At 66.8% G+C, this 24,921-nt stretch carries 23 protein-coding genes and 3 tRNA genes; 14 read left to right on the top strand and 12 right to left on the bottom strand.

What is annotated here, in order from left to right:
- Positions 1 to 83: 83 nt before the first annotated feature.
- Positions 84 to 956: a Rossmann-fold NAD(P)-binding domain-containing protein gene (locus GV832_RS07330; RefSeq protein WP_227754285.1), complete on the top strand. Its 873-nt coding sequence runs from the start codon at positions 84 to 86 to the stop codon at positions 954 to 956.
- On the opposite strand, the gene GV832_RS07325 is transcribed toward GV832_RS07330, so the two are convergent.
- Positions 923 to 1,915: an endonuclease/exonuclease/phosphatase family protein gene (locus GV832_RS07325; protein ID WP_354001938.1), complete on the bottom strand. Its 993-nt coding sequence runs from the start codon at positions 1,913 to 1,915 to the stop codon at positions 923 to 925. The two genes, GV832_RS07330 and GV832_RS07325, sit on opposite strands and share 34 nt — an antisense overlap.
- Positions 1,912 to 2,748 (bottom strand): hypothetical protein, encoded by an 837-nt coding sequence (locus GV832_RS07320; protein WP_435531745.1) that lies wholly within the window; start codon positions 2,746 to 2,748, stop codon positions 1,912 to 1,914. Before GV832_RS07320 ends, GV832_RS07325 begins: the two co-directional genes overlap by 4 nt.
- Before the next feature lie 219 nt (positions 2,749 to 2,967).
- Here GV832_RS07320 and GV832_RS07315 point away from each other — a divergent pair, with 219 nt between their 5' ends.
- Entirely contained in the window at positions 2,968 to 3,531 is a 564-nt protein-coding gene (locus GV832_RS07315) for a cytochrome c-type biogenesis protein CcmH (RefSeq protein WP_168774185.1), read from the top strand.
- 127 nt (positions 3,532 to 3,658) lie between these two features.
- On the opposite strand, the gene leuD is transcribed toward GV832_RS07315, so the two are convergent.
- A complete protein-coding gene (gene leuD / locus GV832_RS07310) occupies positions 3,659 to 4,264 on the bottom strand; it encodes a 3-isopropylmalate dehydratase small subunit (protein ID WP_168774184.1) in 606 nt (201 codons plus the stop codon).
- An 85-nt stretch (positions 4,265 to 4,349) separates the two neighbouring features.
- On the opposite strand from leuD, the gene GV832_RS07305 reads away from it, so the two are divergent.
- Positions 4,350 to 4,952, top strand: a complete 603-nt coding sequence (locus GV832_RS07305) for a hypothetical protein (protein ID WP_168774183.1) — start codon at positions 4,350 to 4,352, stop codon at positions 4,950 to 4,952.
- On the opposite strand, the gene leuC is transcribed toward GV832_RS07305, so the two are convergent.
- Both leuC and GV832_RS22310 read right to left on the bottom strand, forming a co-directional pair.
- Positions 4,922 to 6,325, bottom strand: a complete 1,404-nt coding sequence (leuC, locus tag GV832_RS07300) for a 3-isopropylmalate dehydratase large subunit (protein WP_168774182.1) — start codon at positions 6,323 to 6,325, stop codon at positions 4,922 to 4,924. The genes GV832_RS07305 and leuC overlap by 31 nt on opposite strands.
- Before the next feature lie 68 nt (positions 6,326 to 6,393).
- Complete coding sequence (locus GV832_RS22310; RefSeq protein ID WP_265332501.1) at positions 6,394 to 6,516, bottom strand: hypothetical protein; 123 nt, start codon at positions 6,514 to 6,516, stop codon at positions 6,394 to 6,396.
- 169 nt (positions 6,517 to 6,685) lie between these two features.
- Here GV832_RS22310 and rsfS point away from each other — a divergent pair, with 169 nt between their 5' ends.
- The 6 genes from rsfS (at position 6,686) to GV832_RS07270 (ending at position 12,161) form a co-directional block, all read left to right on the top strand.
- Positions 6,686 to 7,042 (top strand): ribosome silencing factor, encoded by a 357-nt coding sequence (rsfS, locus tag GV832_RS07295; RefSeq protein WP_168774181.1) that lies wholly within the window; start codon positions 6,686 to 6,688, stop codon positions 7,040 to 7,042.
- Positions 7,043 to 7,045: 3 nt separating this feature from the next.
- Entirely contained in the window at positions 7,046 to 7,513 is a 468-nt protein-coding gene (rlmH, locus tag GV832_RS07290; RefSeq protein ID WP_168774180.1) for a 23S rRNA (pseudouridine(1915)-N(3))-methyltransferase RlmH, read from the top strand.
- 207 nt (positions 7,514 to 7,720) lie between these two features.
- Complete coding sequence (gene gpmI, locus GV832_RS07285) at positions 7,721 to 9,244, top strand: 2,3-bisphosphoglycerate-independent phosphoglycerate mutase (RefSeq protein WP_168774179.1); 1,524 nt, start codon at positions 7,721 to 7,723, stop codon at positions 9,242 to 9,244.
- Entirely contained in the window at positions 9,241 to 10,344 is a 1,104-nt protein-coding gene (locus tag GV832_RS07280; protein WP_168774178.1) for a murein hydrolase activator EnvC family protein, read from the top strand. Before gpmI ends, GV832_RS07280 begins: the two co-directional genes overlap by 4 nt.
- A 6-nt stretch (positions 10,345 to 10,350) precedes the next feature.
- Positions 10,351 to 11,682, top strand: a complete 1,332-nt coding sequence (locus GV832_RS07275; RefSeq protein WP_168774177.1) for a S41 family peptidase — start codon at positions 10,351 to 10,353, stop codon at positions 11,680 to 11,682.
- A complete protein-coding gene (locus tag GV832_RS07270) occupies positions 11,661 to 12,161 on the top strand; it encodes an RNA pyrophosphohydrolase (RefSeq protein WP_354001940.1) in 501 nt (166 codons plus the stop codon). The genes GV832_RS07275 and GV832_RS07270 overlap by 22 nt, the downstream gene beginning before the upstream one ends.
- A 164-nt stretch (positions 12,162 to 12,325) precedes the next feature.
- Here GV832_RS07270 and GV832_RS07265 read toward each other — a convergent pair whose 3' ends face one another.
- Genes GV832_RS07265 through GV832_RS07255 form a run of 3 tightly spaced genes read right to left on the bottom strand, consistent with a single transcriptional unit; the run spans position 12,326 to position 17,394 of the window.
- Positions 12,326 to 15,286: a glycosyltransferase family 2 protein gene (locus GV832_RS07265; protein WP_168774175.1), complete on the bottom strand. Its 2,961-nt coding sequence runs from the start codon at positions 15,284 to 15,286 to the stop codon at positions 12,326 to 12,328.
- A gap of 9 nt (positions 15,287 to 15,295) precedes the next feature.
- Entirely contained in the window at positions 15,296 to 16,267 is a 972-nt protein-coding gene (locus GV832_RS07260) for a glycosyltransferase (RefSeq protein WP_168774174.1), read from the bottom strand.
- Positions 16,264 to 17,394, bottom strand: coding sequence for a UDP-galactopyranose/dTDP-fucopyranose mutase family protein (locus GV832_RS07255; protein WP_168774225.1), 1,131 nt, complete (start codon positions 17,392 to 17,394; stop codon positions 16,264 to 16,266). Before GV832_RS07255 ends, GV832_RS07260 begins: the two co-directional genes overlap by 4 nt.
- Positions 17,395 to 17,617: 223 nt before the next feature.
- On the opposite strand from GV832_RS07255, the gene GV832_RS07250 reads away from it, so the two are divergent.
- Positions 17,618 to 17,884 carry a hypothetical protein gene (locus GV832_RS07250; protein WP_168774173.1) on the top strand — a complete coding sequence of 89 codons (267 nt, stop codon included), beginning with the start codon at positions 17,618 to 17,620 and terminating at the stop codon, positions 17,882 to 17,884.
- Here GV832_RS07250 and GV832_RS07245 read toward each other — a convergent pair whose 3' ends face one another.
- Positions 17,885 to 18,907: an LLM class flavin-dependent oxidoreductase gene (locus tag GV832_RS07245; protein ID WP_168774172.1), complete on the bottom strand. Its 1,023-nt coding sequence runs from the start codon at positions 18,905 to 18,907 to the stop codon at positions 17,885 to 17,887. It lies immediately after the preceding gene.
- A gap of 120 nt (positions 18,908 to 19,027) precedes the next feature.
- Here GV832_RS07245 and GV832_RS07240 point away from each other — a divergent pair, with 120 nt between their 5' ends.
- Complete coding sequence (locus GV832_RS07240) at positions 19,028 to 20,989, top strand: phosphatidylglycerol lysyltransferase domain-containing protein (RefSeq protein WP_168774171.1); 1,962 nt, start codon at positions 19,028 to 19,030, stop codon at positions 20,987 to 20,989.
- Positions 20,990 to 21,035: 46 nt separating this feature from the next.
- On the opposite strand, the gene GV832_RS07235 is transcribed toward GV832_RS07240, so the two are convergent.
- Positions 21,036 to 21,111, bottom strand: a tRNA-Lys gene (locus GV832_RS07235).
- Positions 21,112 to 21,236: 125 nt separating this feature from the next.
- Positions 21,237 to 21,312 (bottom strand) — tRNA-Lys (locus GV832_RS07230).
- A 109-nt stretch (positions 21,313 to 21,421) separates the two neighbouring features.
- Between GV832_RS07230 and dapF the strand changes: the two genes are divergently transcribed.
- Together dapF and mtaB are read left to right on the top strand one after the other, a co-directional pair.
- Complete coding sequence (gene dapF / locus GV832_RS07225) at positions 21,422 to 22,258, top strand: diaminopimelate epimerase (protein WP_168774170.1); 837 nt, start codon at positions 21,422 to 21,424, stop codon at positions 22,256 to 22,258.
- Positions 22,255 to 23,505 (top strand): tRNA (N(6)-L-threonylcarbamoyladenosine(37)-C(2))-methylthiotransferase MtaB, encoded by a 1,251-nt coding sequence (gene mtaB / locus GV832_RS07220; RefSeq protein ID WP_168774169.1) that lies wholly within the window; start codon positions 22,255 to 22,257, stop codon positions 23,503 to 23,505. Before dapF ends, mtaB begins: the two co-directional genes overlap by 4 nt.
- A gap of 57 nt (positions 23,506 to 23,562) precedes the next feature.
- On the opposite strand, the gene GV832_RS07215 is transcribed toward mtaB, so the two are convergent.
- Entirely contained in the window at positions 23,563 to 24,588 is a 1,026-nt protein-coding gene (locus GV832_RS07215; protein ID WP_168774168.1) for a LacI family DNA-binding transcriptional regulator, read from the bottom strand.
- A gap of 245 nt (positions 24,589 to 24,833) precedes the next feature.
- Here GV832_RS07215 and GV832_RS07210 point away from each other — a divergent pair.
- Positions 24,834 to 24,909 (top strand) — tRNA-Arg (locus GV832_RS07210).
- The last annotated feature ends 12 nt before the right edge of the window (positions 24,910 to 24,921 follow it).

Genomic DNA, 24,921 nt, shown 5'->3' with positions numbered 1-24,921 from the left:
TTGTGTATATCCCTCCAAGGGATTTCGGCAATACCCATGCGCAGATTTATGGGCAACAAGGGGGCAACCAAATGGAGGTTGCGATGAAGGTTCTGGTTCTGGGCGCGGGCGGCAATTTCGGCAAGGCGGCAGCGGAGGCCTTTGCGGCCTCGGGGCATGAGGTGACGCGGTTCCGGCGCGGCGGCGACATGGTGGCGGCGGCCAGGGGTCAGGACGTGATCGTCAACGGGCTGAACCCGCCCAAGTATCACGATTGGGCGCATCTGATCCCGGCGATCACGGCGGAGGTCTCGGCGGCGGCGCGGGCCTCTGGCGCCATGCTGATCGTGCCGGGCAATGTCTATACCTATGGCGTGCAGCCGGGGGTCTGGGGGCCGGGGACGGCTCAGGTGCCCTGTTCCCGCAAGGGGGCGATAAGGGTGCAGATGGAGCGGGATTACCGGGCGCTTTCCGAGCAGGGGGTCAAGGTGGCGATCCTGCGGGCGGGGGATTTCGTGGGCGACGGGCCGGGGACGATCTGGCGCATGGTGATGCTGAAGACGCCGGGCACGGTGGCGGTTCTGGGGCGGGGGAAGCGGGCCTATGGCTATCTGCCCGACCTTGGGCGGCTGGCCGTCCGGCTGGCGGAGGCGCGGGAGAGCCTCCCCGCCTTTACGGACCTGCCCTTTGCGGGCTTCACGCTCTCGGCCGAGGATATCGCCCAGCGGATCGAGGCCCTGACCGGGCAGCAGCAGAGGCTGGGGGGCTTTCCCTGGTGGCTGATGACCCTGGCCTCGCCCTTTTGGGAGCTGGCGCGGGAGCTGCGCGAGATGCGCTATCTCTATGACCACTCCCACAGCCTGGACCCCGCGCCGGTGCAGGCGCTGTTCCCCGACTTCCGCGCCACGCCTTTGGACGTGGTGCTGCGGGAACATCTGCCGGGTCACTCCGCGATGGTCACCCAGACCGGGCGGTGAGGCGAGGCGGCCTCGAGCAGCGGGGTCAGCGGGTCATTCGGCGCGGGCCACATGACGCCCGCGCCGGTGACCTCGATGTCGCGCGAGGGCAGAATCATGTCGACCCGCAGCCCCTCGCCGGATTTCAGGCGGGAGGTGTCGAGCGCGGGGTCGCCGTTGCCGCCATCGGGCGGGGCGAGGCCGCGCGGCTCGGGGTCTTGGAGTTGGGCCATCAGGGCGAGGATCGGCGCGGGGATGCCGTCGCCGTCATAGGGGTCGAGATTGGGCTTGCCGATGACGACGAAGGGCGCCTGGGGCGGGGTGCCGAGGGAGCCGTCCAGGAGCCGCGACCAAAGCGCGGTCTCGTCGGCATTGCGGCGGCCGTTGCGATCCTCGGGCCCGTCGAAGACCGGAGGGGTGGCGGCATAGGCCAGAAGGGTCAGGGTCTTGTCGCCGAGGTCGATCGGGATGACGTAATGGCCCGAGGTCGAGAGGGGGAGGAGGGCGGCCTCCTCCTCGGTCAGGTCGGGGGGCAGGTTGGCGCCGGGCAGGTCGCGCCAGAGGAGGTCGGTGAAGCTTTCCGGCTGACCGATGGGCAGGCGCGAGAGCAAAGCCATGCCGGATTGGCCGGGGAAAAGCCCATAGGCCAAGGCGTCGCGGGGGCCCGCGAGGGCTCCGTCATGGTTCAGATCGAGGCCTGAGGGGATGCCGGTGTTGGGCTTCAGCGCCAGGACATGGGGATAGGGGGTCTTGAGGCGGGCGTTCAGGGCATTCAGCGTCTGCGACCTGAGGTCCCAGTCGATATCGGTCAGGAGGAGGATATCGGCATCGAGCGCCTCGATGACCTGGAGGCTGGCCTCGATCTCGGGGCCGTCCTGGCGGGTCAGGCGGTGGAGAAGGAGCCCCGGGCCGCGCTGCGACATGCCGCTGTCCCAGGTCGCGAGCTTGATATCGGCCTGGGCCGGGAGGGCCAGAATCAAGCCGGCGAGGAGACCAAGACCGGCAGATTTTGCCCGGTCTCGCGGCGTTCGCGGATCATGTCGGCGACGCGGCCCATGGCGATGCCGCGCATGAAGAGGCTGGCAGGCAGGAAAGCCCATAGGGTCATGGTCCAGATCAGGGTTTGGGGTCGCGTGGCCTCCAGCGGCTGAAACCCGGCCTGAGCGATGAAGACCACGGCGGGGGTCAGGAAGGGCAACAGGAAACCGAAGGCAATGTTGACGCGGGCGTCGCGGGTCAGGCGGGCCACGACGTCTCCGCCCGAGGTCGGGTCGAAGGTCGGCAGGTTGACCCAGACGTTGAAGGGCGCGCCCTTGCGGGGCCAGCCGCCCAGCTTCACGATGATGAGGAAGATCGCCAGCGAAAACAATGAGATGAGATAGGCCATCCCGGCGGCGGTCCGGACGGCTCCGGCCTGGGCCGAGGTGAGGTCGGGGGCCATCATCAGCGTGGCCAGGCGGACGGGCGAGAAGGGGAAGTCCATCGACATGCCGATCAGCGCGCCGATGGCATGGATCAGCTCGGTCAGGGTCGAGGGGTCGGTGCGGCCGCGCTCGATGGCCGAAAGGCAGAAGAGCGTCAGGAAGAACATGCCAAAGCGCAGCCGGTTGAAGGGGGCGGCGTCGCGGAACTCGACCAGCGAGGGGAAGGCGGAGTTGTATTCGACAAAGGTCAGGACGCCGGCGCAAAGGGCGACGAGGGCCGCAACCTGCTGGCTGTCGGCGCTGACATCGCCCAGAAGGACGGTCGGCGTGGCGATGGCAAGCATCACCAGAAGTGACCGCACGGCGGCCCCTGTTAGACGCGAAACCACAGCGCCTGCCCCTTTTGCCCAGACGGAACCGGTGCTTTGCCGGTCCCTTGTTCCAGTATTGCCCCAGATTTGCTGGGAGATTGCCTCAATCTTGCCCAATTTCTGCCTTCTTTCGCCAGAGCTAGCAACAGTCTGTTTACCGTGACGCGCCGAAAGGGCGGTTTCGGGGTCAAGGTGTTGCAGGATTGAATCAAATTTTGGGCTTTGGCGCGGCGGCCTATGGGGTTAGCCTTGGTGCGCTACCAGATGTGGAGTTTTGCGAAGATGCCGTTTTTGCTGATGCTTTTGGGGGCCGGGGTGGCCGGGTGGTTCTGGTTCAACCGGGGGCGCCAGGGGGCGGTGGCGCTTCTGGATGCGGCGGAAGAGGTGCGGCTGGCGGCCCGGCGCTTTGGCTTCAAGGGGCGGGCCAATGTCCATCCGGTCGAGACGGTCGAGGATCCGCGCGTCTTGATGGCGATGATCGCGGCGGGCTTCGTCGAGCTGGACGGGGCTCCTCTGCGCGAGCAGGTGGCCAAGATCAGCGCGAGCCTGGCGCAGAACAACCGGATCACGCTGGACGAAAGCGACGAGATGCTGGTGCTGGCGCGCTGGCTGGTGGGCCAATGCGGCGGGGCGGAGCCTGCCATCGCGCGCGGCGTGCGGCGGCTTTACAAGCTGCGGGGTGCGCAGGACCTGGGCGGGCTGATGGACCTGGTGCAGGACGGGGTCCTGGCGGGGAGCGGCGGCCTGACGGCTCGGCAGAAAGAGGCCCTGGCCGAGATCACGCGCGGGCTGCGGATCTGACGGGGGGGCAACCCGGGGTATACCCCGGGCTACGGGTTGCTCTTGCGCCCAGGGGAAGGTCTGCGCGGACCGAGGCTTTGTCCTTGGATCGGGTAACCCGGGGTATACCCCGGGCTACGGGTTGCGCTCAGGCCCAGGGGAAGGTCTGCGCGGCCTTGGCCTCGTAGGCGTCGATGGAAGCCGCCTTCTCCAGCGTCAGGCCGATATCGTCCAGCCCGTTCAAGAGGCAGTGCTTGCGGTGGCTGTCGACGTTGAACGAGAAGACCTTGCCGTCCGAGGTCGTCACGGTCTGCGCCTCGAGGTCGACGGTCTGGCGGGCGTTGGCGCCCTTCTTGGCGTCTTCCATCAGCACATCGACCGCGTCCTGGGGCAGGACGATGGGCAGGATGCCGTTCTTGAAGCAGTTGTTGTAGAAGATGTCGGCAAAAGACGTGCTGATCACGCAGCGGATGCCGAAATCCAGAAGCGCCCAGGGCGCGTGCTCGCGGCTGCTTCCGCAGCCGAAGTTGTCGCCCGCGATGATGATTTCCGCCTGGCGATAGGCGGGCTGGTTCAGCACGAAATCGGGGATCTCGGACCCGTCGAGATTGTAGCGCATCTCGTCGAACAGGTTCACGCCCAGGCCCGACCGCTTGATGGTCTTGAGGAACTGCTTGGGGATGATCATGTCGGTGTCGATATTGACGAGCGGCATGGGGGCCGCGATGCCGGTCAGCTTGGTGAATTTGTCCATGGATTTTGGCTTTCCGTAGCGGCGCGGGGGCGTTAGCCTGAGCGCCGGGATTTCAGGGCGCGGTCGAAGACGACCACGGGATGACATGTTTGACGATCTGGTCTGGGGCGAAGTGATGCGCTGCGCGGGGGCGCGGTGGCAGCCGGTGATCGGCGATCCCAATGCGACGGGATGGCTGACCGTGGCGGCCTACCTGGCCTGCGCGTTCCTGGCTCTGGCCCTGGTGCGACGCATGGCCCCGGGGCGCGAGCGCAAGTTCTGGGCCCTGATGCTGGTGCTGATGACCTTTCTGGCCATCAACAAGCAGCTTGACCTGCAAAGCGCCGTCACGGCCGTCGGCCGCTGCATGGCGCAGTTGCAGGGCTGGTATCAAGAGCGCCAGACCGTGCAGCGCGAGTTCATCCTGGGCCTGTTGGTGCTGACCGTCCTGGGCCTTGTCCTTGGCCTGGTCCTGATGCGCCGAGACCTGCGCCGCAACGGCCTGGCCATATTGGGCCTGGCCGTCGTGGCGGGGTTCGTCGCAGTCAGGGCAGTGGGCTTTCATGACGTGGACCATTTGATCAGCACAAGGTTTCAGGGCCTGCGGTTGAACTTCTTCTTCGAAGTGTCAGGGCTGACCTTGATCGCCCTGAACGCCTTCGCCTTGCTGCGCCGCCCTTACATCAGCTCGCGCACATCGGTCAGGTGACCGGTGATCGCGGCCGCAGCCGCCATGCCCGGAGAGACCAGGTGCGTGCGACCGCCGCGGCCTTGACGGCCCTCGAAGTTGCGGTTCGAGGTCGCGGCACAGCGCTCGCCCGGTTGCAACTGGTCGGGGTTCATCGCGAGGCACATCGAGCAGCCCGCCATGCGCCATTCGAAACCGGCGTCGATGAAGATCTGGGCCAGGCCCTCTTCCTCGGCCTGGGCGCGGACGAGGCCCGAACCCGGGACGACCATGGCGCGTTTGACCTTGATCTTCTTGCCCTTCAGGATGGCGGCAGCCGCCCGCAGGTCTTCGATCCGGCCATTGGTGCAAGAGCCGATGAAGACCGTGTCGATGGCAATGTCGGTGAGCTTTTGGCCCGCCGTCAGGCCCATGTAGTCAAGGGCGCGCTGCGCGGCCTCGACCTTGCCGCCGGTGAAATCCGAAGGCGAGGGGACCACGCCGGTGATCGGCAGCACGTCCTCGGGCGAGGTGCCCCAGGTGACGACGGGGGCGATGTCCTCGCCCTTGATCGTGATGACCTTGTCGAAATGCGCGCCTTCGTCGGTGAAGAGCGTCTTCCAATAGGCCAAAGCGGCCTCCCACTTGGCGCCTTTCGGCGCATGGGGGCGGCCCATGCAATAGGCGAAGGTCTTCTCATCGGGGGCGATGAGGCCCGCACGGGCGCCGCCCTCGATGGCCATGTTGCAGACCGTCATGCGGCCTTCCATGGACAGTTCCCGGATCGCCTGGCCGCAATATTCGATGACATAGCCGGTGCCGCCCGCCGTGCCGGTGGCGCCGATGACCGAAAGCGTGATGTCCTTGGCAGTGACGCCGGGGCGCAAGGACCCGGTGATTTCCACCTTCATGTTCTTGGACTTCTTCTGGATCAGCGTTTGCGTCGCCAGAACGTGTTCCACTTCCGAGGTGCCGATGCCATGGGCGAGCGCACCGAAAGCGCCATGGGTGGCGGTATGGCTGTCACCGCAAACCACGGTCATGCCCGGCAGGGTCCAGCCCTGCTCCGGCCCGACGATATGGACGATGCCCTGACGGACATCCGAGACCGGGTAGTAATTGATGCCGAAATCCTTGGCATTCTTGTCGAGTGCCTCGACCTGGATGCGGGATTCCTCGGTCATGGTCGCGGCATTGGCGCGGTCCACGGTCGTGGGGACGTTGTGGTCGGGCACCGCGATGGTCTTTTCCGGCGCGCGGACCGTGCGGCCCGTCATGCGCAGCCCTTCGAAGGCCTGGGGGGAGGTCACTTCGTGGACGAGGTGGCGGTCGATATAGAGCAGGCAGGTGCCGTCTTCGGCCTCATGGGCGACGTGGTCGTCCCAGATCTTGTCATAAAGCGTGCGGGGAGCCATGGCTCTCTCCTGTTTTGGGATTGGCTTTGGGAATTCAGGCGCAGGGTGCGCTTCAGCGCACCGCCCGGTCAGGCGCGTGCAAGAACCGACCGCGTGTCACGGGTAAAGCGCCAGGGCAGGCGCGCGTGGTCATCCATGTCGAAAAACCGCATCATGGGCGGGCAGATATAGCCAAATCGCGCGCGGTTCAAGGATTCCTTGGGGCCGGAGCTTGCGGGGGGGCCTCATTCAGTCTATCCGCGCCCCCTTGAGATTCGCATTCCTTTCGGCTTGACTGGCCGAAGATCACCTGAGGAGGGCCCTGCCCTGACGAGCTTCGATCAAAAGACCGGTCTGCCGACCGGCGCCCGCACGCCCCGCATGGCCGAGCCGGATTACTCCGCCGATGACGTTCTGGCCGCCGTGCTGGAGAGCCTGGACGACGACAAGGCCGAAGAGCTGGTGCAGATCGACCTGCGCGGGCGCTCGGACGTGGCGGATTACATGGTGATCTGCTCGGGCCGGTCCTCGCGGCAGGTGGCTTCGATTTCGGAGCACCTGGCCGACAAGATCAAGGAAAAGTTCCGCTACACCTGCAAGATGGAAGGCAAGGAGACCGGCGATTGGGTGCTGATCGACACGGGCGACGTGATCGTCCATGTCTTCCGTCCCGAGGTCCGCGACTTCTACCAGCTGGAGAAGATGTGGCTGCCGGGATCGGCCCATCGCGGTGCCTGAGGCGTGAAGATCACGCTGATCGCCGTGGGCCGGCTGCGGTCGGGGCCTGAGAAGGCGATGGTCGAGGACTATCTCTTGCGGTTTGAACGGACCGGGCGGGCCTTGGGGCTTGGCCCGGTGTCCGTTTTGGAGGTCGAGGACAAGAAGAACCTTGGCATGGCGGCGGAGGGGGAGCTGATCTCCCGGGCCCTGCCTGCGGGGGCGGCCCTGGTGACCTTGGACGAGCGGGGGCGGGTCATGAGCTCACCCGAGTTTGCAGATGTGCTGGCACGGTTTCGCGATGCGGGGCGGGATATGGCTTTCGTGATCGGCGGGGCGGATGGGATTGACCCGGGGGTGAGGGCGCGGGCCGAGGTCTCGGTCAGTTTCGGCGCCATGGTCTGGCCGCATATGCTGGTGCGGGTCATGCTGGCGGAGCAGCTCTACCGCGCGGCGGGGATATTGGCGGGGACGCCCTATCACCGGGCGTGAGCCTTGGGGGCAGGCGCCGGGGGTTTCACACCCCCGGACCCGTTTCAGAAGCCGGGGGTTTCACACCCCCGGACCCCCGTGGGATATTTGTGAAAAGATGAATGGGAAAGAGGCCCGGATGGCCAAGGTCTTCGCATGGCGGCGCGAGGTCAGTGGACGGGGCGGGGCTGCGCTTGTAGAACCGGGGCAAGCTGAAGGAGTTTCACCATGACCGCGCCGAAACCTGTCGTTCTTTGCATTCTGGATGGTTGGGGGATTGGGGCTTTGCCGGAGTATTCGGCTCCGGCGCAGGCGGATGTGCCGCATTTCAACCGTATTTGGGCGGAATGCCCGCATGCGACCTTGACGACCTTCGGGCCGGATGTCGGGCTGCCCACCGGGCAGATGGGGAATTCCGAGGTGGGCCATACCAATATCGGCGCGGGACGGGTGGTCGCCATGGACCTTGGGGCCATCGACTTGGCCATCGAGGATGGCTCCTTTGCGCTGAACGAGGAGGTCGTGGGCTTTGCGGCCAAGGTCAAGGCTGCGGGCGGGGTGGCGCATCTGATGGGGGTGGTCTCGGATGGCGGGGTGCATGGGCATATCAACCATGTGCTGGCGGCCTGCCGGGCGCTGACCGCCTTGGGCGTGCCGGTGGCTTTGCATGCGGTGACCGATGGGCGCGACGTGGCGCCCTCTTCGGCGGTGGAGTTCGTGGAGCAGCTGGGGGTCTCGCTTCCGGTCGGGGCGCGGGTGGCCACGGTCATCGGGCGCTATTGGGCCATGGACCGCGACAACCGCTGGGACCGGGTGGAGCGCGCCTATGCCGCCATGGTGCGGGGCGAAGGGGCGGCCTTCGGGACGGCATCCGAGGCGGTGGCGGCGTCCTATGCCAAGGGGGAGACGGATGAGTTCATCGCGCCCTCCGTCATTGGCGGATACAAGGGCGCGCGGGATGGGGATGGGTTCTTCTGCCTGAACTTCCGCTCTGACCGGGCGCGGGAGATCATGGCGGGCGTGGGGGCTCCGGGCTTTGCCGATTTCGACGTGGCCGGGCGGCCCCAGTGGTCGGCGCTTCTGGGGATGGTGGAGTATTCCACGGCCCATAGCGCCTATCTGGCCACGGCTTACCCGAAGCGGGATATCCGCAACACGATCGGCGAATGGGTCTCGGCGCAGGGCAAGACCCAGCTGCGGCTGGCGGAGACCGAGAAGTATCCCCATGTGACCTTCTTCCTGAACGGCGGACGGGAAGTGCCTTTTGCGGGCGAGGATCGCTATATGGCGAAGTCTCCGAAAGTCGCGACCTATGACCTTCAGCCCGAGATGAGCGCGGGGGAGGTCTCTGACCAGTTGGTGGCGGGGATCGAGAAGGGCTATGACCTGATCGTGGTGAATTACGCCAATCCGGACATGGTGGGCCATACCGGCAGCCTGCCCGCCGCCATCAAGGCCTGCGAGGCGGTGGACCAGGGGCTGGGGCGGGCGCTTGCCGCGCTGGAGAAGGTGGGCGGGGCGATGATCGTCACGGCCGACCATGGCAATTGCGACCTGATGACCGATCCCGTGACCCTTCAGCCCCATACGGCGCATACCGTCAACCCGGTGCCGGTGGTGCTGGTCGGCGGGCCCTCGGGCGCCGTGCTGCGTCCGGGCGGGCGGCTCGCTGACCTCGCGCCGACGCTTCTGGCGCTGATGGGGCTGCCGCAACCTGCCGAGATGACCGGGCGGAGCCTTCTTTTGGCATGAAATGGCTGGCTGTCCTCTTCCTGACGACGCTGCCCCTGGCGGCCCAGACCTCTCCGGTGGCGAAACAGGCGCTGGAGGCGGCGGAGGCCTTGCAGGATTCGGTCGCCGGGCTCGAGACGGCCAAGGGCGCCAAGGACCGGATCGCGGCGCTGACCCGCACGATCCGCGCCTATGAGGATGGCCTTGCCGCGATGCGCGAGGCGCTGCGTCAGGCCGATCTGCGGGACTCCGAGCTGACCACGCAGTTCCAGGCCAAGCGGCAAGAGGTCGCGCAGCTTTTGGGGGTGCTGGCCAACCTGGAGGCCGATCCGGGGCCCCTGTTGCTGCTGCACCCGACCGGCCCCCTGGGGACGGTGCGTTCGGGGATGATCCTGTCGGATGTGGCCCCCGCGCTTCAGGGCCAGGCCGAGGGCCTGCGCGCCGACCTGACGGAGCTGCGCGACCTGCGTGCGCTTCAGGCCCAGGCGGAAAGCGTTCTGTCGCAAGGGCTTGGCGTGGTGCAAGAGGCGCGGACCGCGCTGTCCCAGGCCATGTCGGACCGCACCGACCTGCCGCGCCGGATCACCGACGACCCCGAAAAGCTTGCGGCCCTGACCGAGGCGGCCAAGACGCTGGGCGACTTTGCGGCGGGGCTGGCGCCCGATACGGGCCTGGCCGAAGGCTTTGGCGCCATGCAGGGGCGGCTGGCCTGGCCGGTGCTGGGTCCGGTGATCCTGCGGGCGGGCGAAACCGATGCGCGGGGGGTCACCCGGCCGGGCGTGACGCTGGCCACGCGGCCCCTGGGCCTGGTCACGGCGCCCTGGGCCGCGACGGTGCGCTATCGCGGTCCCTTGCTCGACTACGGAAATGTGATGATCCTGGAGCCCGGAGAGGGCTATCTGTTGATCCTCGGCGGCCTGGAACAGGTCTATGGAGAAGTGGGCGAGGTCGTGTCGAAAGGCGCGGCCCTCGGGCTGATGGGGGGGACGGAGGGCGCTGCCGCCGATATCCTGTCAAGCACGGGGGCTGGTGCAAGTGACAGCGAAACGCTTTATGTGGAATTGCGCAAGGACGGCGAGCCCATCGACCCGATGGCATGGTTCGTCCCGGAGGGAGAGTAAAAAGGCATGAACAAGGTTCTTATGGCCGCTCTGGGCGGGACAGTGGCAGGGGTTCTGATCTCGACGCAGCTCGTCGGGCCTTTGTTGGCGCAGGAGGGCGGTCCGAACCTGGAGGTCTATCAGCAGCTGGACATGTTCGGCGACGCGTTTGAACGCATCCGCGGGCAATATGTCGAGAAGCCCGACAGCCAGAAGCTGATCGAGGCGGCGATCAACGGGATGCTCTCGTCGCTGGACCCGCATTCCAGCTATATGAACGCGGCCGACTATGGCGACATGCGCGAGCAGACCAAGGGCGAGTTCGGCGGCCTCGGGATCGAGGTCACCCAGGCTGATGGCTGGGTCAAGGTGGTCTCGCCCATCGATGGGACCCCGGCCGACAAGGCGGGGATCCAGACCGGAGACATCATCACGGCGGTGGACGGGAAAAGCCTCTCGGGCCTGAGCATGGACCAGTCGGTGGACATGATGCGCGGGCCGCTGGGCTCGGAAGTGGTCATCACCGTGGTGCGTGAAGGCGTGCAGGAGCCCTTCGATGTCTCGATCATCCGGGATACGATCAAGGTGCAGGCGACCAAGGGGCGCTTGGTCGGCAACACGGTGGTGTTGCGGATTTCGTCGTTTACCGAACAGACCTATTCGGGCCTTGAGGCCGAGCTGAAGAAGGCCGCCGAAGAGGCGGGCGGCCTGGACAAGATCAACGGCGTGGTTCTGGATTTGCGCAACAATCCCGGGGGCTTGCTGATGCAGGCGGTCCAGGTCTCGGATGCTTTCCTGAACGAGGGCGAGATCGTCTCGACGCGCGGCCGCAACCCGCAGGACAACGAGCGCTTCAATGCCGAGACCGGCGACCTGATCGCGGGGAAACCCATGGTCGTGCTGATCAACGGCGGCTCGGCAAGCGCCTCGGAGATCGTGTCGGGCGCGCTTCAGGACCATCACCGGGCGATCGTCGTGGGGACGAAGAGCTTCGGCAAGGGCTCGGTCCAGACGATCATCCAGATCAAGGGCGAGGGCGCGATGCGGCTGACGACGGCGCGGTATTACACGCCCTCGGGTCGGTCGATCCAGGCGCTTGGCGTGATGCCGGATGTGGTGGTGAACCAGCCGGCGGTCGATCCGAATGCCGTGAAGCCCGAGGAGGAAGAGGCGCCGAAGCAGATCTCGGAGGCCGATCTGAACGGGATCCTGTCGAATGACTCGATGACCGAGGAAGAGAAGAAGCAGCTGGAGGAAGATCGCGCGCGGGTCGAGGATACGGCCAAGCTGCGGGGTGAGGATTACCAGCTGGCCTATGCGGTCGATATCCTGCGCGGATTGGAAGCGGTGTCGAAGTGAGCGATTTGCCCTATCGTCCCTGCGTGGGCGTCATGCTGATCAACCCTGCGGGCCTGGTCTTCGTGGGGCAAAGGCTGGATGGGGCCGCTTCGGGGGCGGCTGCGGCCTGGCAGATGCCGCAGGGCGGGATCGACGAGGGGGAAAAGCCTCGGGACGCCGCCTTGCGGGAGCTGGGGGAGGAGACGGGGGTTGGGCCTGGGTTGGTCGAGGTCCTGGGCAAGACCCCGGACTGGCTGACCTATGACCTGCCGCCGGAGCTTTTGGGCAAGGTCTGGGGCGGCAAGTATCGCGGGCAGAAGCAGAAATGGTTCGCCATGCGCTACCTGGGGCGCGATGACCAGGTCCAGATCGTCCAGCCGCACCAGGAGTTTGCCCGCTGGCAATGGATGAAGGCCGACGAGATGCTGGGCGCCATCGTGCCCTTCAAGCGCGCGGTCTATGAGGCGGTGGTGGCGGAGTTCCGGGGCTTTCTGGCCTAGGGGCTTGCGCTTGGTCTGCGGGACCCCGGGGCGGGCAAGGCATAGGGCGCCGAGTGCGGCAGGCGTGACCTAGCGGAGCGCCTGCGGCGCGTTGTTTTTGTCTCGCCTCTGGGGCTGACGCCCCAACCGGCTCGGGTGCCGCCCTTTCGGGCGGCATTTTCCGTTCAGGGCTGGCGGTCGGGGTCGAGGCCGAGTTTCGGCCTCCACCAGGCGCGGCGGCAGATGCGGTCGTGGCCCTGGCGATAGGCGCGGCGGAGGTCGTCATAGGCCCAGGCCGTGCGGGCGGAGAGGGTGAGGAAGCGCAGGAGCGCGCGGAGGCCCTTGGCGGTCGATTTCCGCGTCGTATAGCCCTTGTCGCCGGCGATGTTCAGGAAGGTGATCTGGCTGGCACCCCAGACGGCCTCCAGGTGGCCGCGGGAGGCCGCGGGGACGATGCGATGGGCGCCGAGGCGGCTCGTGAAGGGCAGGAAATGGCCGTTCAGGGTCAGGACGCCGATCTTGCGGCGCAGCCCGGGCAGGCGGTCGAGGAGGCCCTTGCGCGGGGTGGTGTCGATCTGGCCTGCGGGTTTGAAGGATTCGTTCTTCACCAGCGCCTTGATCGCGGCGCGGGCGCCGCTGGCATCGGCATTGTTGGCGAAGAAATCGGGGCCCTTCAGCACATCCTCCCAGGCGAGGTAGACGGCATCGAGCGATTCATACTGGAATTTCGCGATGTTGCGCTTGAAGAAGGAGAGCGCCATTTTCAACAGGCCCAGGCGCCCGACCTCCATCCGGTCGAGGCTCAGGTGGTGGACCATGTGGCTGCGCAGGTCGAGATACCAGTTCAGGGGGGTCTCTTTCTCGGTGAAATCCTCGCCGAAGGTGACGACGCCGTTCAGGGTCGTGATCTTGAAATCGTTCGACAGCGAGAAATTCACGTCGTCGCCGCGCACGAAGAAGGGGAAGGGGTAGTGCTGGACCTGTGAGACGGGGAAGGCGAAATACCACCAGCCGGCATAGGTCTTGTCGGGGGTCTTGCGGGCGCTTTCCCACTCCATCGCGAAGACGGGGGCGCGTTCGCGGAGGTCGGTTCCGGCATGGAGCGGGCGGCAGCCCCGGTCGAAGACGGCGGCGTTTTCGGCCATGCGCCAGCGGGCGGTCGTGGTGATCATCGACCCCGCCACGGCGGCGCGGGGGTCTTTCGCGAGGGCGAGGAAGGCATAGGTGCGGTGCAGGGCCTCCATCGGGATGGAGGCGTCGTCGTCCATGAAGAGGACATGGGAGAAGCCTTGGGCCTCGCCCTCGATCAGGCCCCGGGTGAAGCCACCGGCGCCGCCGAGATTCTCGTTGCGGATCATGCGGATGCGGGGATGGGATTGGATATTGGCAGAGTGGCCATTGTCGACGATCAGCGCGTGGATTTGCGTGGCGAAGTCGCAGGTGTCGAGATAGCGGGCGAGGCGGCGGGCGGTGTTCTCGACCTGGGCCTCGCGCTTGAAGGTGGTGATCGAGAGCATCAACCGGCGGTCGAGGTCGGGCCTGGCTGCGGTCAGGAAGCGGCCGGCGGTGAGGGCGGCGGCGGTGAGGGCCTGGACCTCGTAATAGATGACGCCGTCGGTGGCGACCTCGGGGTAATGCGAGAGGTCGATCAGCAGGTCGGCGGTGGGCGAGAGGGTGGCGATGCGGGTGGCCAGGCACTCCCACGAGCGGTCGGGGATGGCGTGATAGACCTTGACCTCGACCTTTCCGCGCCCGCGCAGGCCGAGCCAGAGACCCTCCAAAGCGCAGGCGGCGTGCCATTTGCCGATGGAGAGGCCGTTGAAGAAAGTGTCGAAGAAGACCTTGGCGCCCTCGGCCAGGATGACGCTGTCGGCGACATCGTCATGGGTCACGGCGCCTTGGGCGTTGAAATAGAGCCGCTCTTCGGTGCAGAGCCCGCGTTCGGGCAGGATGGTGTTTTGCAGCGCGGTCAAGCCCTTGGAGGGGTTGCCAGAATGTTCTTTACGCAGGATTAACCCGGGCAGCGGTTGGGCCTGAAGAAGGCCAGCGGCGATGCGCAGCACGGGCTCGGCCCCGGCGCGGGCGATGGTGACGGGGCAGTCGATGCCGTCGAGCGCGGCAAGCGGCAGGCCCAGCGCTGCGGCATGGGGGATGAGGCGGCCCTCCTGCGCGGCTTGCAGGGCGGCCTCGGTCGCCGAAAGCGCGCCCGCGAGCCTGTGCAGATCGGTCAGGGCGGCGATGGGGGTCAGACCGCGCAGGCCCTCGGTCAGGCCCATGTCGGAGAGCGTGGCGGCGTCTGAGGGGTCGAGCCGGGCGGCGGAGATCAGGGCCGGCGCGCTTTGCAGGGCCAGTGCGGCGGCGGCGCGGTCGAGGAATTCGGGCGAGACCAGGCTGTCGTGCTCCAGGATCAGGGCGTGGGAATGGCCCTTCGCGCGCGCCAGAAGGTCGGTCAGGGCGGCGTCATGCGCCTCGGCCCGGTTGGGGTCGATCTCGGCGGTGAGGATCGTGGTTTTGTGCAGGCGGGTGGCGGTCCAGGCGGCCAAGGGCGCGGCCAGCCGGTCGGGCCCGGCAGTCAGGCGCAGGACGGCCAGCGAGAAGCCGGGCGCGGCGCGCTGGTCGGTGAGGAAACGGCCGCCGAAAAGCACGGCCTCTTCGACGGTCAGGCCCTGGGTCGAAAGCTCGACCCAGAGGAGGCCGTCGCGGAGGATCAGCTGGTCGGGGTCGATCTCGATGATGGTTTCGCGGCCGGGTTCCAGGGTCACGACCTCGGTCAAAAGGCGCTCGGCGCTGCGGTTGGCGAAGCTTTGGTGGAGGGTGACCTCGAACCGGCCCGTGCCATGCAGCGCGAGGGCAAGCCGGCCCAGGCGGCAGGCGCGGCGGAGCGCACCAAGCGCCAGGAGGTTCAGCGCGCCATCCATCTGCACCGCGCCGCTGCCGGTGATGCGCAGGCCCGAGGAAGAGGCGCCCACCTGGCGCAAGTGGCGGGAATGATAGAACAAATCCGGCTCGGTCGAGACGGGGTAATCGCTCAGGACCAGGTTTTGCAGGGTGGTCCAGCCCGCCACCTCCTCGGCCAGGAGGCGGGGGGTCGCGGGTTTCGACAGGACCGGGGCGCGGAGGTCATATTGGTGCAGATGGGCGGACACGGGGACACCTCAGGGTTGGGCAAGACGGAAGATCGCCTCGGAGGGGCGGGAGAGATCGCCCATGAGCACATCGCGGAGCGCGAGGCGCCAGAGCTTCAGATAGGTCGCGCGGTCGGCCCCGGCATGGCGGGCGCGCAGGCGCCATTTGGCGGCGGCGAGCAGGAGGACGGGCCAGAACAGCACCGGCCCGGCGGCGACGCGATAGGCCAAAAGCGAGTTGCGGTAGTTGTAATAGACCTTCCAGAGCGGGCGGTAGATGTCGCCTCCCTGGGCGACGTAGGTCGAACAATCATGCTCGAATCCGATGGCGGAGAGGAAGGCGATCTTCCCGCCGCGCTTGACCAGGGTCAGGGTATAGATGACGTCGTCGCCATAGATGAAGAGCCGGGCATCGGGCAGGCCACCCCGTTCCAGCCCCGCGCGCGAGAGGAAGAAGCCCACGAAGGAGGTCGCGTCGATCGGCTGGGGGATCGAGGCCAGGGCGGGGGCATAGGCCTCGTCCGTGACATGGAAGCCCTCGCGCCCTCCGGTCAGGGTGCGCAGGAAATCCGCCATATGCCAGAAGGGGTTGCGCGAGGGGCGGTTCATGTCGCAGATCCGCCCGTCGGGGTAGAAGACCCCGGCGGCGACGGCCTCATAGCCCTCGGCGCGGAGGCCGCCTTCGCGGGCGAGAAAGGAAGCGCAGGCGCCGGGATGGGGTCGGGCGTCGTCGTCCATCAGGACATACCAATCGGGGTCGAAGCGGCTCTGCGCCGCCTCCAGCCCCGCGGCGAAGCCCCCTGCCCCGCCGGTATTGGCCCCCAGGCTCAGGACATGAAGCTTGGGATCGGACAGGCCCGCCAGCCAGGAACCGGTGCCATCGGTGGAGGCATTGTCGACCACGACCACCGCATCCAGCGCCTCGGCCAAGAGCCGGGGGACGGTGACCTGCAACTGCGCCAGGCGGTTGAAGGTCACGACGATGGCAACCAGTCGGCTCATGCCTTCACCGTGAAGGCGGGCATCCTTTCGCCCGTGGCGAGCGTGGCTTCAAAGCGGCGGGCGCAATCCAGCGCCTCGCGGATGGTGACATCCATGTCGAGGTAACGATAGGTGCCGAGGCGCCCCACGAAGGTGACGCCGGTCTCGGTCTCGGCCCGGGCGACGTAATCGCGGAGCAGGCTTTGTTCGGCGGTCAGGCGGATCGGGTAATAGGGGATGTCCTCGGGCCCGCAAAGCCGCGAGAATTCGCGGTAAAGCACGGACCCCTCATGCGTCTCCCAGGGGGAGAAATGCTTGTGTTCGGTGATGCGGGTCCAGGGGACCGCGACCTCGCCATAGTTCATCACGGCGGTGCCCTGGTAATCGCCCTGATGGGTGAAACGCTCGAAATCGAGCGTCCGGTAGCCCAGCCGGCCGCGGTCATAGCCGTAATAGCCATCCAGCGGGCCGGAGTAGAAGACATGGTCCCACTCCCCCGCCTGGGCGCGGTCGAAACGGGTGTTCAGCTGCACGGTGATCCCGTCGTGATCGAGGATCTTTTCCACCATATCCGTATAGCCGTCGCGGGGCATCCCCTGGAATTTGTGGAAGAAATAATTGTCGTCATAGTTGAAGCGCACCGGCAGCCGCTTCAGGATCGAGGCGGGAAGCTCGGTCGGGCTGACCCCCCATTGCTTTTGCGTATAGCCCTTGAAGAAGGCCTCGTAGAGGTCACGGCCGACGAAGCGGAGCGCCTGTTCTTCGAAGGTCTGGGGGTCGGTGATCGAGGTATCGGCCTTGGATTCGATGAAGGCCTTGGCCTCGGCAGGCCCCATGGTCGCGCGGAAGAACTGGTTGATCGTGTGCAGGTTGACGGGAAGCGAAAACACCTCCCCCCGGGAGATCGTCTTCACGCGGTTCTTGTAGGGCATGAAGGTCTGGAAGCGGTTGACGTAGTCCCAGACCTCGGCATCGTCGGTGTGGAAGATATGGGGCCCATAGACATGGACCATGACCCCGGTCGCAGGGTCACGTTCGGTATGGCAATTCCCCGCCACATGGCCGCGCGCATCGACCACGGTCACCTTGTGACCGAGCATCGCCAGATGCCGCCCGATCACCGCGCCCGAAAGCCCCGCACCGACCATCAGAAAGTTTTTCGACAATTCCAGCCCCTGTAGTTCCCGCTTCGTTCGACCTTGATGATCGGACACTATGGTTAAGGGCTTAACAGAACCTTTCGGCCGGGAAAACAAACTGAAGAAAACCGGAAAGGCCTTGGAAATGAGCAGGAAGGGGCCGAAACAGGTCCAAAGCGTTGACTTTGAGCAGCAAAGGGTTCAGTCAAACCGCATGATCAAGGAGACATCCATGCAAGAATCCGCCCCCAAAGAGATCAAACCCGCCCCGGAAACGCAGATCGCCAAGCTTCTGGTGCGCGCGCTTTGGATCGAGGATTGGAAGACCAACAATCCCAAGGGGACCAGCGCCGAGCGCGTGGCCGCCTGGAAGGAAGCGCGGGCCGAGCAATTCGCCACGCATTCCAAGACCTTCCGCAAGGCCCTTCTGGCGCTGAAGAAATCGGGCGTCGAAATGACCCTGACCCCCAAGGCCGATCCGGAAACCGAGGCGGAGTGATCAGCCCAGAAGCTCGCGCACGCGGGGGATGACCTTCTCCCCGTAAAGCGCGAGCCCTTCGACCAGGCGCCCATGCGGGATCGGTCCGGTCGTATACTTCATGTCGAATCGCTGAAGCCCCAGGTCGCGCACGGTTGCCGCGATCTTCTTGGCCACGGTCTCGGGGCTGCCGATGTAGAGCGAGCCGTGTTCGACCTCGTCGATGAAGCGCTCTTTCGTGGTCGGGGGCCAGCCGCGCTCGCGTCCGATGCGCCCGAACATCTCTTGATAGGCCGGCCAGGCGATCTCGCGCGCGAGCTCGTCGGTGGCGGCGACGAAGCCGGGGGAATGGACGCCCACCGGGCGCAGCGGTTTGCCAAGCTGCTGGCAGGCGCGCTGGTAAAGATCGACATAGGGCGCAAAGCGGCGCGGGTCGCCGCCGATGATGGCCAGCATCAGTTGCAGGTCATGGCGCACGACGCGCACGACCGATTCGGGAGAGCCTCCGACGCCGACCCAGAGGGTCAGACCCTCGGGGCCCAGGGGGGGCTGGACGCGGGCGCGGGTGAGGGGGGAGCGGGTCTGACCCGCCCAGGTGACCTCTTCCTGCCGTGTCAGCTTGGCGAACAGGTCGAGGCGCTCTTCGAAAAGCTGGTCGTAGTCCTCGAGTTCAAAGCCGAAAAGCGGATAGCTTTCGGTGAAGGAGCCGCGGCCCACGATGGCCTCGGCGCGGCCGTTCGAGACCGCGTTGAGCGTGGAAAAGCGTTGAAAGGCGCGGACCGGGTCATCGGTCGACAGGACGGTGACAGCGGTGCCGAGGCGGATGCGCGAGGTGCGGCCCGCGATGGTAGCCAGCACGATCTCGGGGGCGGAGATGGCGAAATCCGACCGGTGATGCTCGCCCAGGCCGATGAAATCGACCCCGGCCTGGTCGGCGACCACGGCCTCTTCGACCACGTCGCGCAGCACCTGGTGTGCGGGCTTCAGCGCGCCCGTGTCATCGCGCGAGATATCGCCGAAAGTATCAATGCCAAGTTCGACCATCTGTGTCTCCTTTGACGCAGATATGGCGGGAAAAACCGTCTTGGGAAAGGTGCTGTGCCGCAGGGCGCGTCTGCGGCAATGCGCAAGACGTTTCCGAAATCTTAGCAAAACTCTGATGCCATGGGGCGAGAGAGAAGGAGTCCCCCCCTGCGCCGCTTTCATCCCGCCCTGCCCCTGCGCCGGACCCTGCGCCTGGGCTTCACTCTGGCCGTGGCGCTGACCTGCCTGTGGTTTCTGTCCCACAAGCTGGCCGAACTTGACCATGGCGCCATCGGCGCCCGGCTGGCGAGCCTTCATCCGCTGCAATGGATCGGCGGCCTGGCGACGGTCGTCCTGGCCTTCGTCGCCGTCTCGCGGCAAGAGCGGGTGATTCTGCGCCACTTCGGCCACCGGATCGACCGGCGCCATGCGACGGGGGCGGCCATGGCCACGGCGGCGGTGTCGCAGGCCCTGGGCTTCGGGCCCTTCGTCGGCGCGGTGGTGCGGGCGCGGCTCTTGCCGGAGCTGAGCCTGAAACAGTCCTTCCTGATCTCGGCCGCGATCACGGTCGGGTTCTTCGGCGGCGCGGCGCTGGTGGCGCTGGCCTTCCTGGCCCTGGGGGGATCGGTGCTGGCGGGGCTTGCGCTGGTCGCAGCGCTGGGGGCCGTGGTTGCCCGCGCCTTCCGGGCGGGCGGGCGCCTGCCCAAGGCCGCCGCGATCCTGGCCCTGGCCTTCTGGGTCGCGGTCGATCTTTTGGCCCTGTCCTTCGCCTTTTGGGTGCTTCTGCCCACCGGTCCTGGCATGGGCTGGTCAGAGGTCGTGGTGGCCTTCACCCTGGCCCTCTCACTGGGGCTCTTGTCGGGCAGCCCGGCCGGGACGGGGCCGTTCGAGGCGCTGGTGCTGCTGCAACTGCCCCAGGTCCCGCCCGAGGCGCTGGTGGCGGGGCTCCTGGCCTTTCGCGGTGTGGCCTATGTGCTGCCGGCCCTGATCGGCGCGGGCTGGGCGCTGATCGGGCGGGCGATCCTGCCGCCCCCGCAGATCGAGCCGGTGACCTTTCTTCCTCCGGCAACCGTGGCCTATGCGCTTTACGACCGGGCCGAGGTGCAATTGGCGCGGCAGGGCGACCTTGATCTTCTGCGCGACACGATGGGGCAGCTTTGGGCGACGACGGTGCTTGGCACGCAAAGGGTCGTGGTGGGGGGGCCTTCGGTCCTGCCGGGTCGAGCCCTGTCGCGCAGTCTCGAGCCGATCTTCGACCTCTGCCGGGATGAGGGGCGGGGCGTGCTCTTCTACAAGATCGCGGCGCGGCAGGCCCTTGCGGCGCGGGCGGCGGGCCTCGCCGTCCTGCATATCGCGCTGGAGGCGGTGATCGACCCGCGCCGCCACTCGACCGAGGGGCCAAGACATGCGGGCCTGCGCCGCAAGCTGCGCCATGCGACCAAGGCGGGGGTGCGGGTGCGCGCGGCCCCCATGTCCGAAGAGGTCGTGGCCCGGATGGCCGAGGTTGCCTCCGACTGGGCCGGGCGCCATGGCGGCGAGCGGGGGCTGACGACGGGGCGCTGGGGGGTGGATTACATCGCCGGTCAAAAGCTCTTCCTGGCCGAGGACGCGGCGGGGCAGATCCTGGCCTTTGCGACCTTTCATGCCACGGCGGGGGAATGGGTGCTGGACCTGGTGCGCTTTGGCCGCGACACGCCCGATGGCACGCTTTACCTGATCGTCCAGACGGCGATCGAGGCGGCGCGGGCCGCGGGGGTCACACGCTTCAGCCTGGCCGCCGTGCCCTGCGAAGGCTTCGGCCTGCGCGGCCCCCTGGGGCGGCGCCTGCGGCCCTTCAGCGCGCGGGCGCGGGGGCTCTATCAGTTCAAGTCGACCTTTGCCCCGACATGGGAGCCGCGCTATGCCGCTGCCCCCGGCTGGTTGGCGCTTCTGTCGGGCCTCTTGCTCCTGGCGGCCGGGATCAGACTGCGCCGCGCCCCGGCCAAGGCCGACCCCGCTGGCGCAGGCTTCGGGGCGGCGACGGGCGGGGCCAGGATCGCCCACCTGCCCCGCCTGCGCCCAAGGCGCAAACCCCCGGCCGAGGGCGAACGCCGAGCGGGCTAGGCAGAAAACCAAAGGCCCGCGCTTGTGGCGCGGGCCCTGGATGAGGTGGTGAGCCGGTCGGGGTTCGAACCCGAGACCTACTGATTAAAAGTCAGTTGCTCTACCAGCTGAGCTACCGGCCCTCACGGCGCGGTGACTAAGCCACGCGACGGACGACGTCAACCCGCTTTTCGCGAATTCATGAACAGGATGTCACTGTTCGTGCCCCGGGTGTCCGCTTGATCTGAAAGGAGGATTTCACACCGCATGGTGAGCCGTGCAAGGATCGAACTTGCGACAAGCTGATTAAGAGTCAGCTGCTCTACCAACTGAGCTAACGGCCCCATGCGGTGTGGGGGCCGTTTAGGCCGCTTGCGCGGCAGGGTCAAGGACCCTTTCGCGCGAAAAAGGCGCGCTCTGGCAGAATCCCCCGCAAGCGGTTATATCCGCCCGATGGAAGAGAATGTGACCAAGGGCCTGCCCTTCATCAAGATGCATGGGGCGGGCAACGATTTCGTGGTGATCGATTCGCGCGGGCGCGAGGCGGCGATGACGCCTGGCCTCGCGCGGGCCTTGGGCGACCGCAACCGGGGAGTCGGCTTCGATCAGCTGGCCGAGATCCGCTCTTCGGATGTCGCGGATTTCGCCTTGGATTTCTGGAACAGCGACGGGACCATGGCAGGCGCCTGCGGCAATGCCACGCGCTGCGTCTGCGACCTGGTGATGCGCGACCTGAACCGCGATTCCCTGGAGCTGGTGACCGCGCGCGGCAGGCTCTTTGCCCGGCGGCTGGCCGATGGAAGGGTCTCGGTCAACATGGGCCATCCGCAGCGCGCCTGGGACCAGGTGCCGCTGGCGCACCGCGTCGATGTCATGCACCTGCCCCTGGCGGGCGATCCGGTGGCCATCGGCATGGGCAACCCGCATTGCGTCCATTTCGTCCGCGATGCCGAGACGGTGGACCTGGTGGCCATCGGCCCCCGGATCGAGAATGACCCGCTTTTCCCGCAGCGGACCAATGTCGAATTCGCCTCGGTCCTGGGTCCCGATCACCTGCGCATGCGGGTCTGGGAGCGCGGGGCGGGCGTGACGCTCGCCTGCGGCTCGGGCGCCTGCGCGACGGCGGTGGCGGCGCATCTGCGCGGGTTGACCGGGCGGCAGGTGGTGCTGGAGCTGGACGGCGGCGTGCTGGAAGTCGATTGGCGCGAGGATGGCGTCTGGCTGACCGGGCCGGTGGCGCGGGTCTTCGACGGGGTGATCTCGGCCTCTTACCTGGCGGCCCATCCATGAGCGTGCCGATCTTCGCGACCCTGGGTTGCCGTCTGAACGCCTATGAATCCGAGGCAATGAAAGAGCTGGCCGAGGCCGCTGGCCTGCAAGGCGCGGTCATCGTCAACACCTGCGCCGTGACGGCGGAGGCCGTCCGCAAGGCCAAGCAGGAGATCCGGCGGCTGGCGCGCGAGAACCCCGGCGCTCCGGTCATCGTGACGGGCTGCGCGGCCCAGACCGAGCCCGAGACCTTCGCCGAGATGCCCGAGGTCACCCGCGTCGTGGGCAACCATGAGAAGATGCAGGCCTCGACCTGGGAGGGCCTGGCGGCGCCCGACCTGATCGGCGTCACGGAAAAGGTCCAGGTCAACGACATCATGTCGGTGAAAGAGACCGCGGGCCACCTGATTGACGGCTTCGGCCGCCAGCGGGCTTACGTCCAGGTCCAGAACGGCTGCGACCATCGCTGCACCTTCTGCATCATCCCCTTCGGGCGGGGGAACTCGCGCTCCGTCCCTGCGGGCGTGGTCATCGACCAGATCAAACGCCTGATCGACAAGGGTTTTCGTGAGGTCGTGCTGACCGGGGTCGACCTGACCTCCTGGGGCGCCGACCTGCCCGGCGCGCCGCACCTGGGCCAACTGGTGCAGAAGATCCTCGCCCTGACGACGATCGAACGCCTGCGGATCTCCTCCATCGATTCGATCGAGGCCGATCCGGCGCTGATCGAGGCCATCGCCACCGAGCCCCGCCTGATGCCCCACCTGCATCTCTCCCTGCAGGCCGGTGACAACCTGACCTTGAAGCGGATGAAGCGGCGGCATTCGCGCGAGGATTCGATCCGCTTCTGCGCCGAGACCCTCGAAGCCCGCCCCGATATGGTCTTCGGCGCCGATCTGATCGCGGGCTTCCCGACCGAGACCGAGGAGATGTTCGAAAACACCCTGCGTCTGGTTCAGGACTGCCGCCTCACCTTCCTGCATGTCTTCCCCTATTCGCCCCGCAAGGGCACCCCGGCGGCGCGGATGCCGCAGGTCAAGGGCCCGCTGATCAAGGAACGTGCGGCGCGGCTGCGCGCGGCGGGGGATGCGGCTTTGCTGCGTCACCTGCAAGCGCAGCAGGGCGCGCGGCATCAGGTTCTGGTCGAAACGCCCCGCCTGGGCCGCACGCCGCAGTTTACCGAAGTGGCCTTTGCCACCGACCAGGCCGAGGGCGCGATCCTCGACGTCACCATCCAGGGCCACAACGGCGCGCAACTTCTGGCGTGAAGGTCAGCGCGGGACGTGCGGGGTGGGTGGGCGGGAGCACGGCCCGCGCTGACCGGCCTACCGCTGGCGGATCGTATCCCCGGGTTGCAGCGTCGGGAAAAGCTCGATCACTTCCGGCCCAAGCTCCGGATCGGCATTCCGCGCCGCGATGATCTGCGCGGCCTTGGTCCCGATCTCCAACCGGCAGGCGTCCATCGTGGCCAGGCGCCGCGGCAGCCCGTCCAGAAGCTCCACCCCGTTGAAACCCGCAAGCCCCACGCGGCCCGGCACGTCGATCCCCTGGTCGAGGCAATACAAAAGCCCGCCCGCCCCGATCATGTCGTTGGAATAATAGAGGAAATCCACCTGCGGAGAGCGCCGCAACACCGCCGCCGTCATCTCGCGCCCCTTCAAAAGCGCCGAGCCGCCGTCGTAATACTCCCGGTCAACCAGGGCGAGACCCGCCCGCCGCAGGGCCTCTTCGAACCCCTCCAGCCGCTTCTTCGCGCGGAAGTCGTTGGGCATCTGCGTGCCCATGAAGGCGATGTTGCGATAGCCCGAGGCGACGATGGCCTCCGCCATCTGCCGCCCCGCCCGGCGATGCGAGATCCCCACCGCCGAATCCACCGGCTGGCCGTCGATATCCATGATCTCGACCAGCGGCACCCCCGCCTGGCGCAGCATGGCGCGCGAGGCGGCCGAATGCTCCAGCCCCGCCAGGATCAGCCCCGAGGGCCGCCAGGAGAGCATCTCGTAGACGGTCTTCTCTTCGCGTTCGGGCAGGTAATTCGTAACGCCAACCACGGGTTGCAGGCCCGTGTTTTCCAGAACCGCAGAAATCCCCGTCATGACTTCAGGGAAAACCATGTTGGAGAGCGAGGGAATCACCACCCCCACCAGGTTCACCCGCTGGCTCGCCAGAGCCCCCGCGATCTTGTTGGGCACATAGCCCAGCTCCCGTGCGGCCTTCAGCACCCGTTCCCGCGTCGCGTCGGAGACATCGCCGCGCTGGCGCAGGACGCGGCTGACCGTCATCTCGGAAACCCCCGAGGCCTCCGAGACATCGCGCAAGGTCAAGGTGCGGCGTGGATCGTCCGAGCCCATGGGTCCCCCTTTTCGCCCTCATTACCCCCAAATCTTCCGCTTGTCCAAAGAAGGTTTCCGGGTTATGTTACCGCTAACGGAACCCAGTTTCCGGACAGATCTCCGGCGTCCTGCAAGCTCTCAACCTGGACGCGGGGGAAGCACGGGGGAGTGGTGGGCCAAAATTCACTCCCCCTTTTCTTCCCACCTTCCTGACCCGTTGCCAAAGCGGGCAAATTGGGCGACAAGCCCAGTGCTGGCCTTATGGCCCCGTAGCTCAGGGGATAGAGCGGCCGCCTCCTAAGCGGCAGGTCGATGGTTCGAATCCATCCGGGGTCACCAGCACTGGAGCTG

It is taken from the genome of Stagnihabitans tardus (assembly GCF_009925085.1).
Lineage (GTDB): Bacteria > Pseudomonadota > Alphaproteobacteria > Rhodobacterales > Rhodobacteraceae > Stagnihabitans > Stagnihabitans tardus.
Note: the sequence above shows the minus strand (reverse complement) of the source record. Positions and strands in the feature narration are given on the sequence as shown.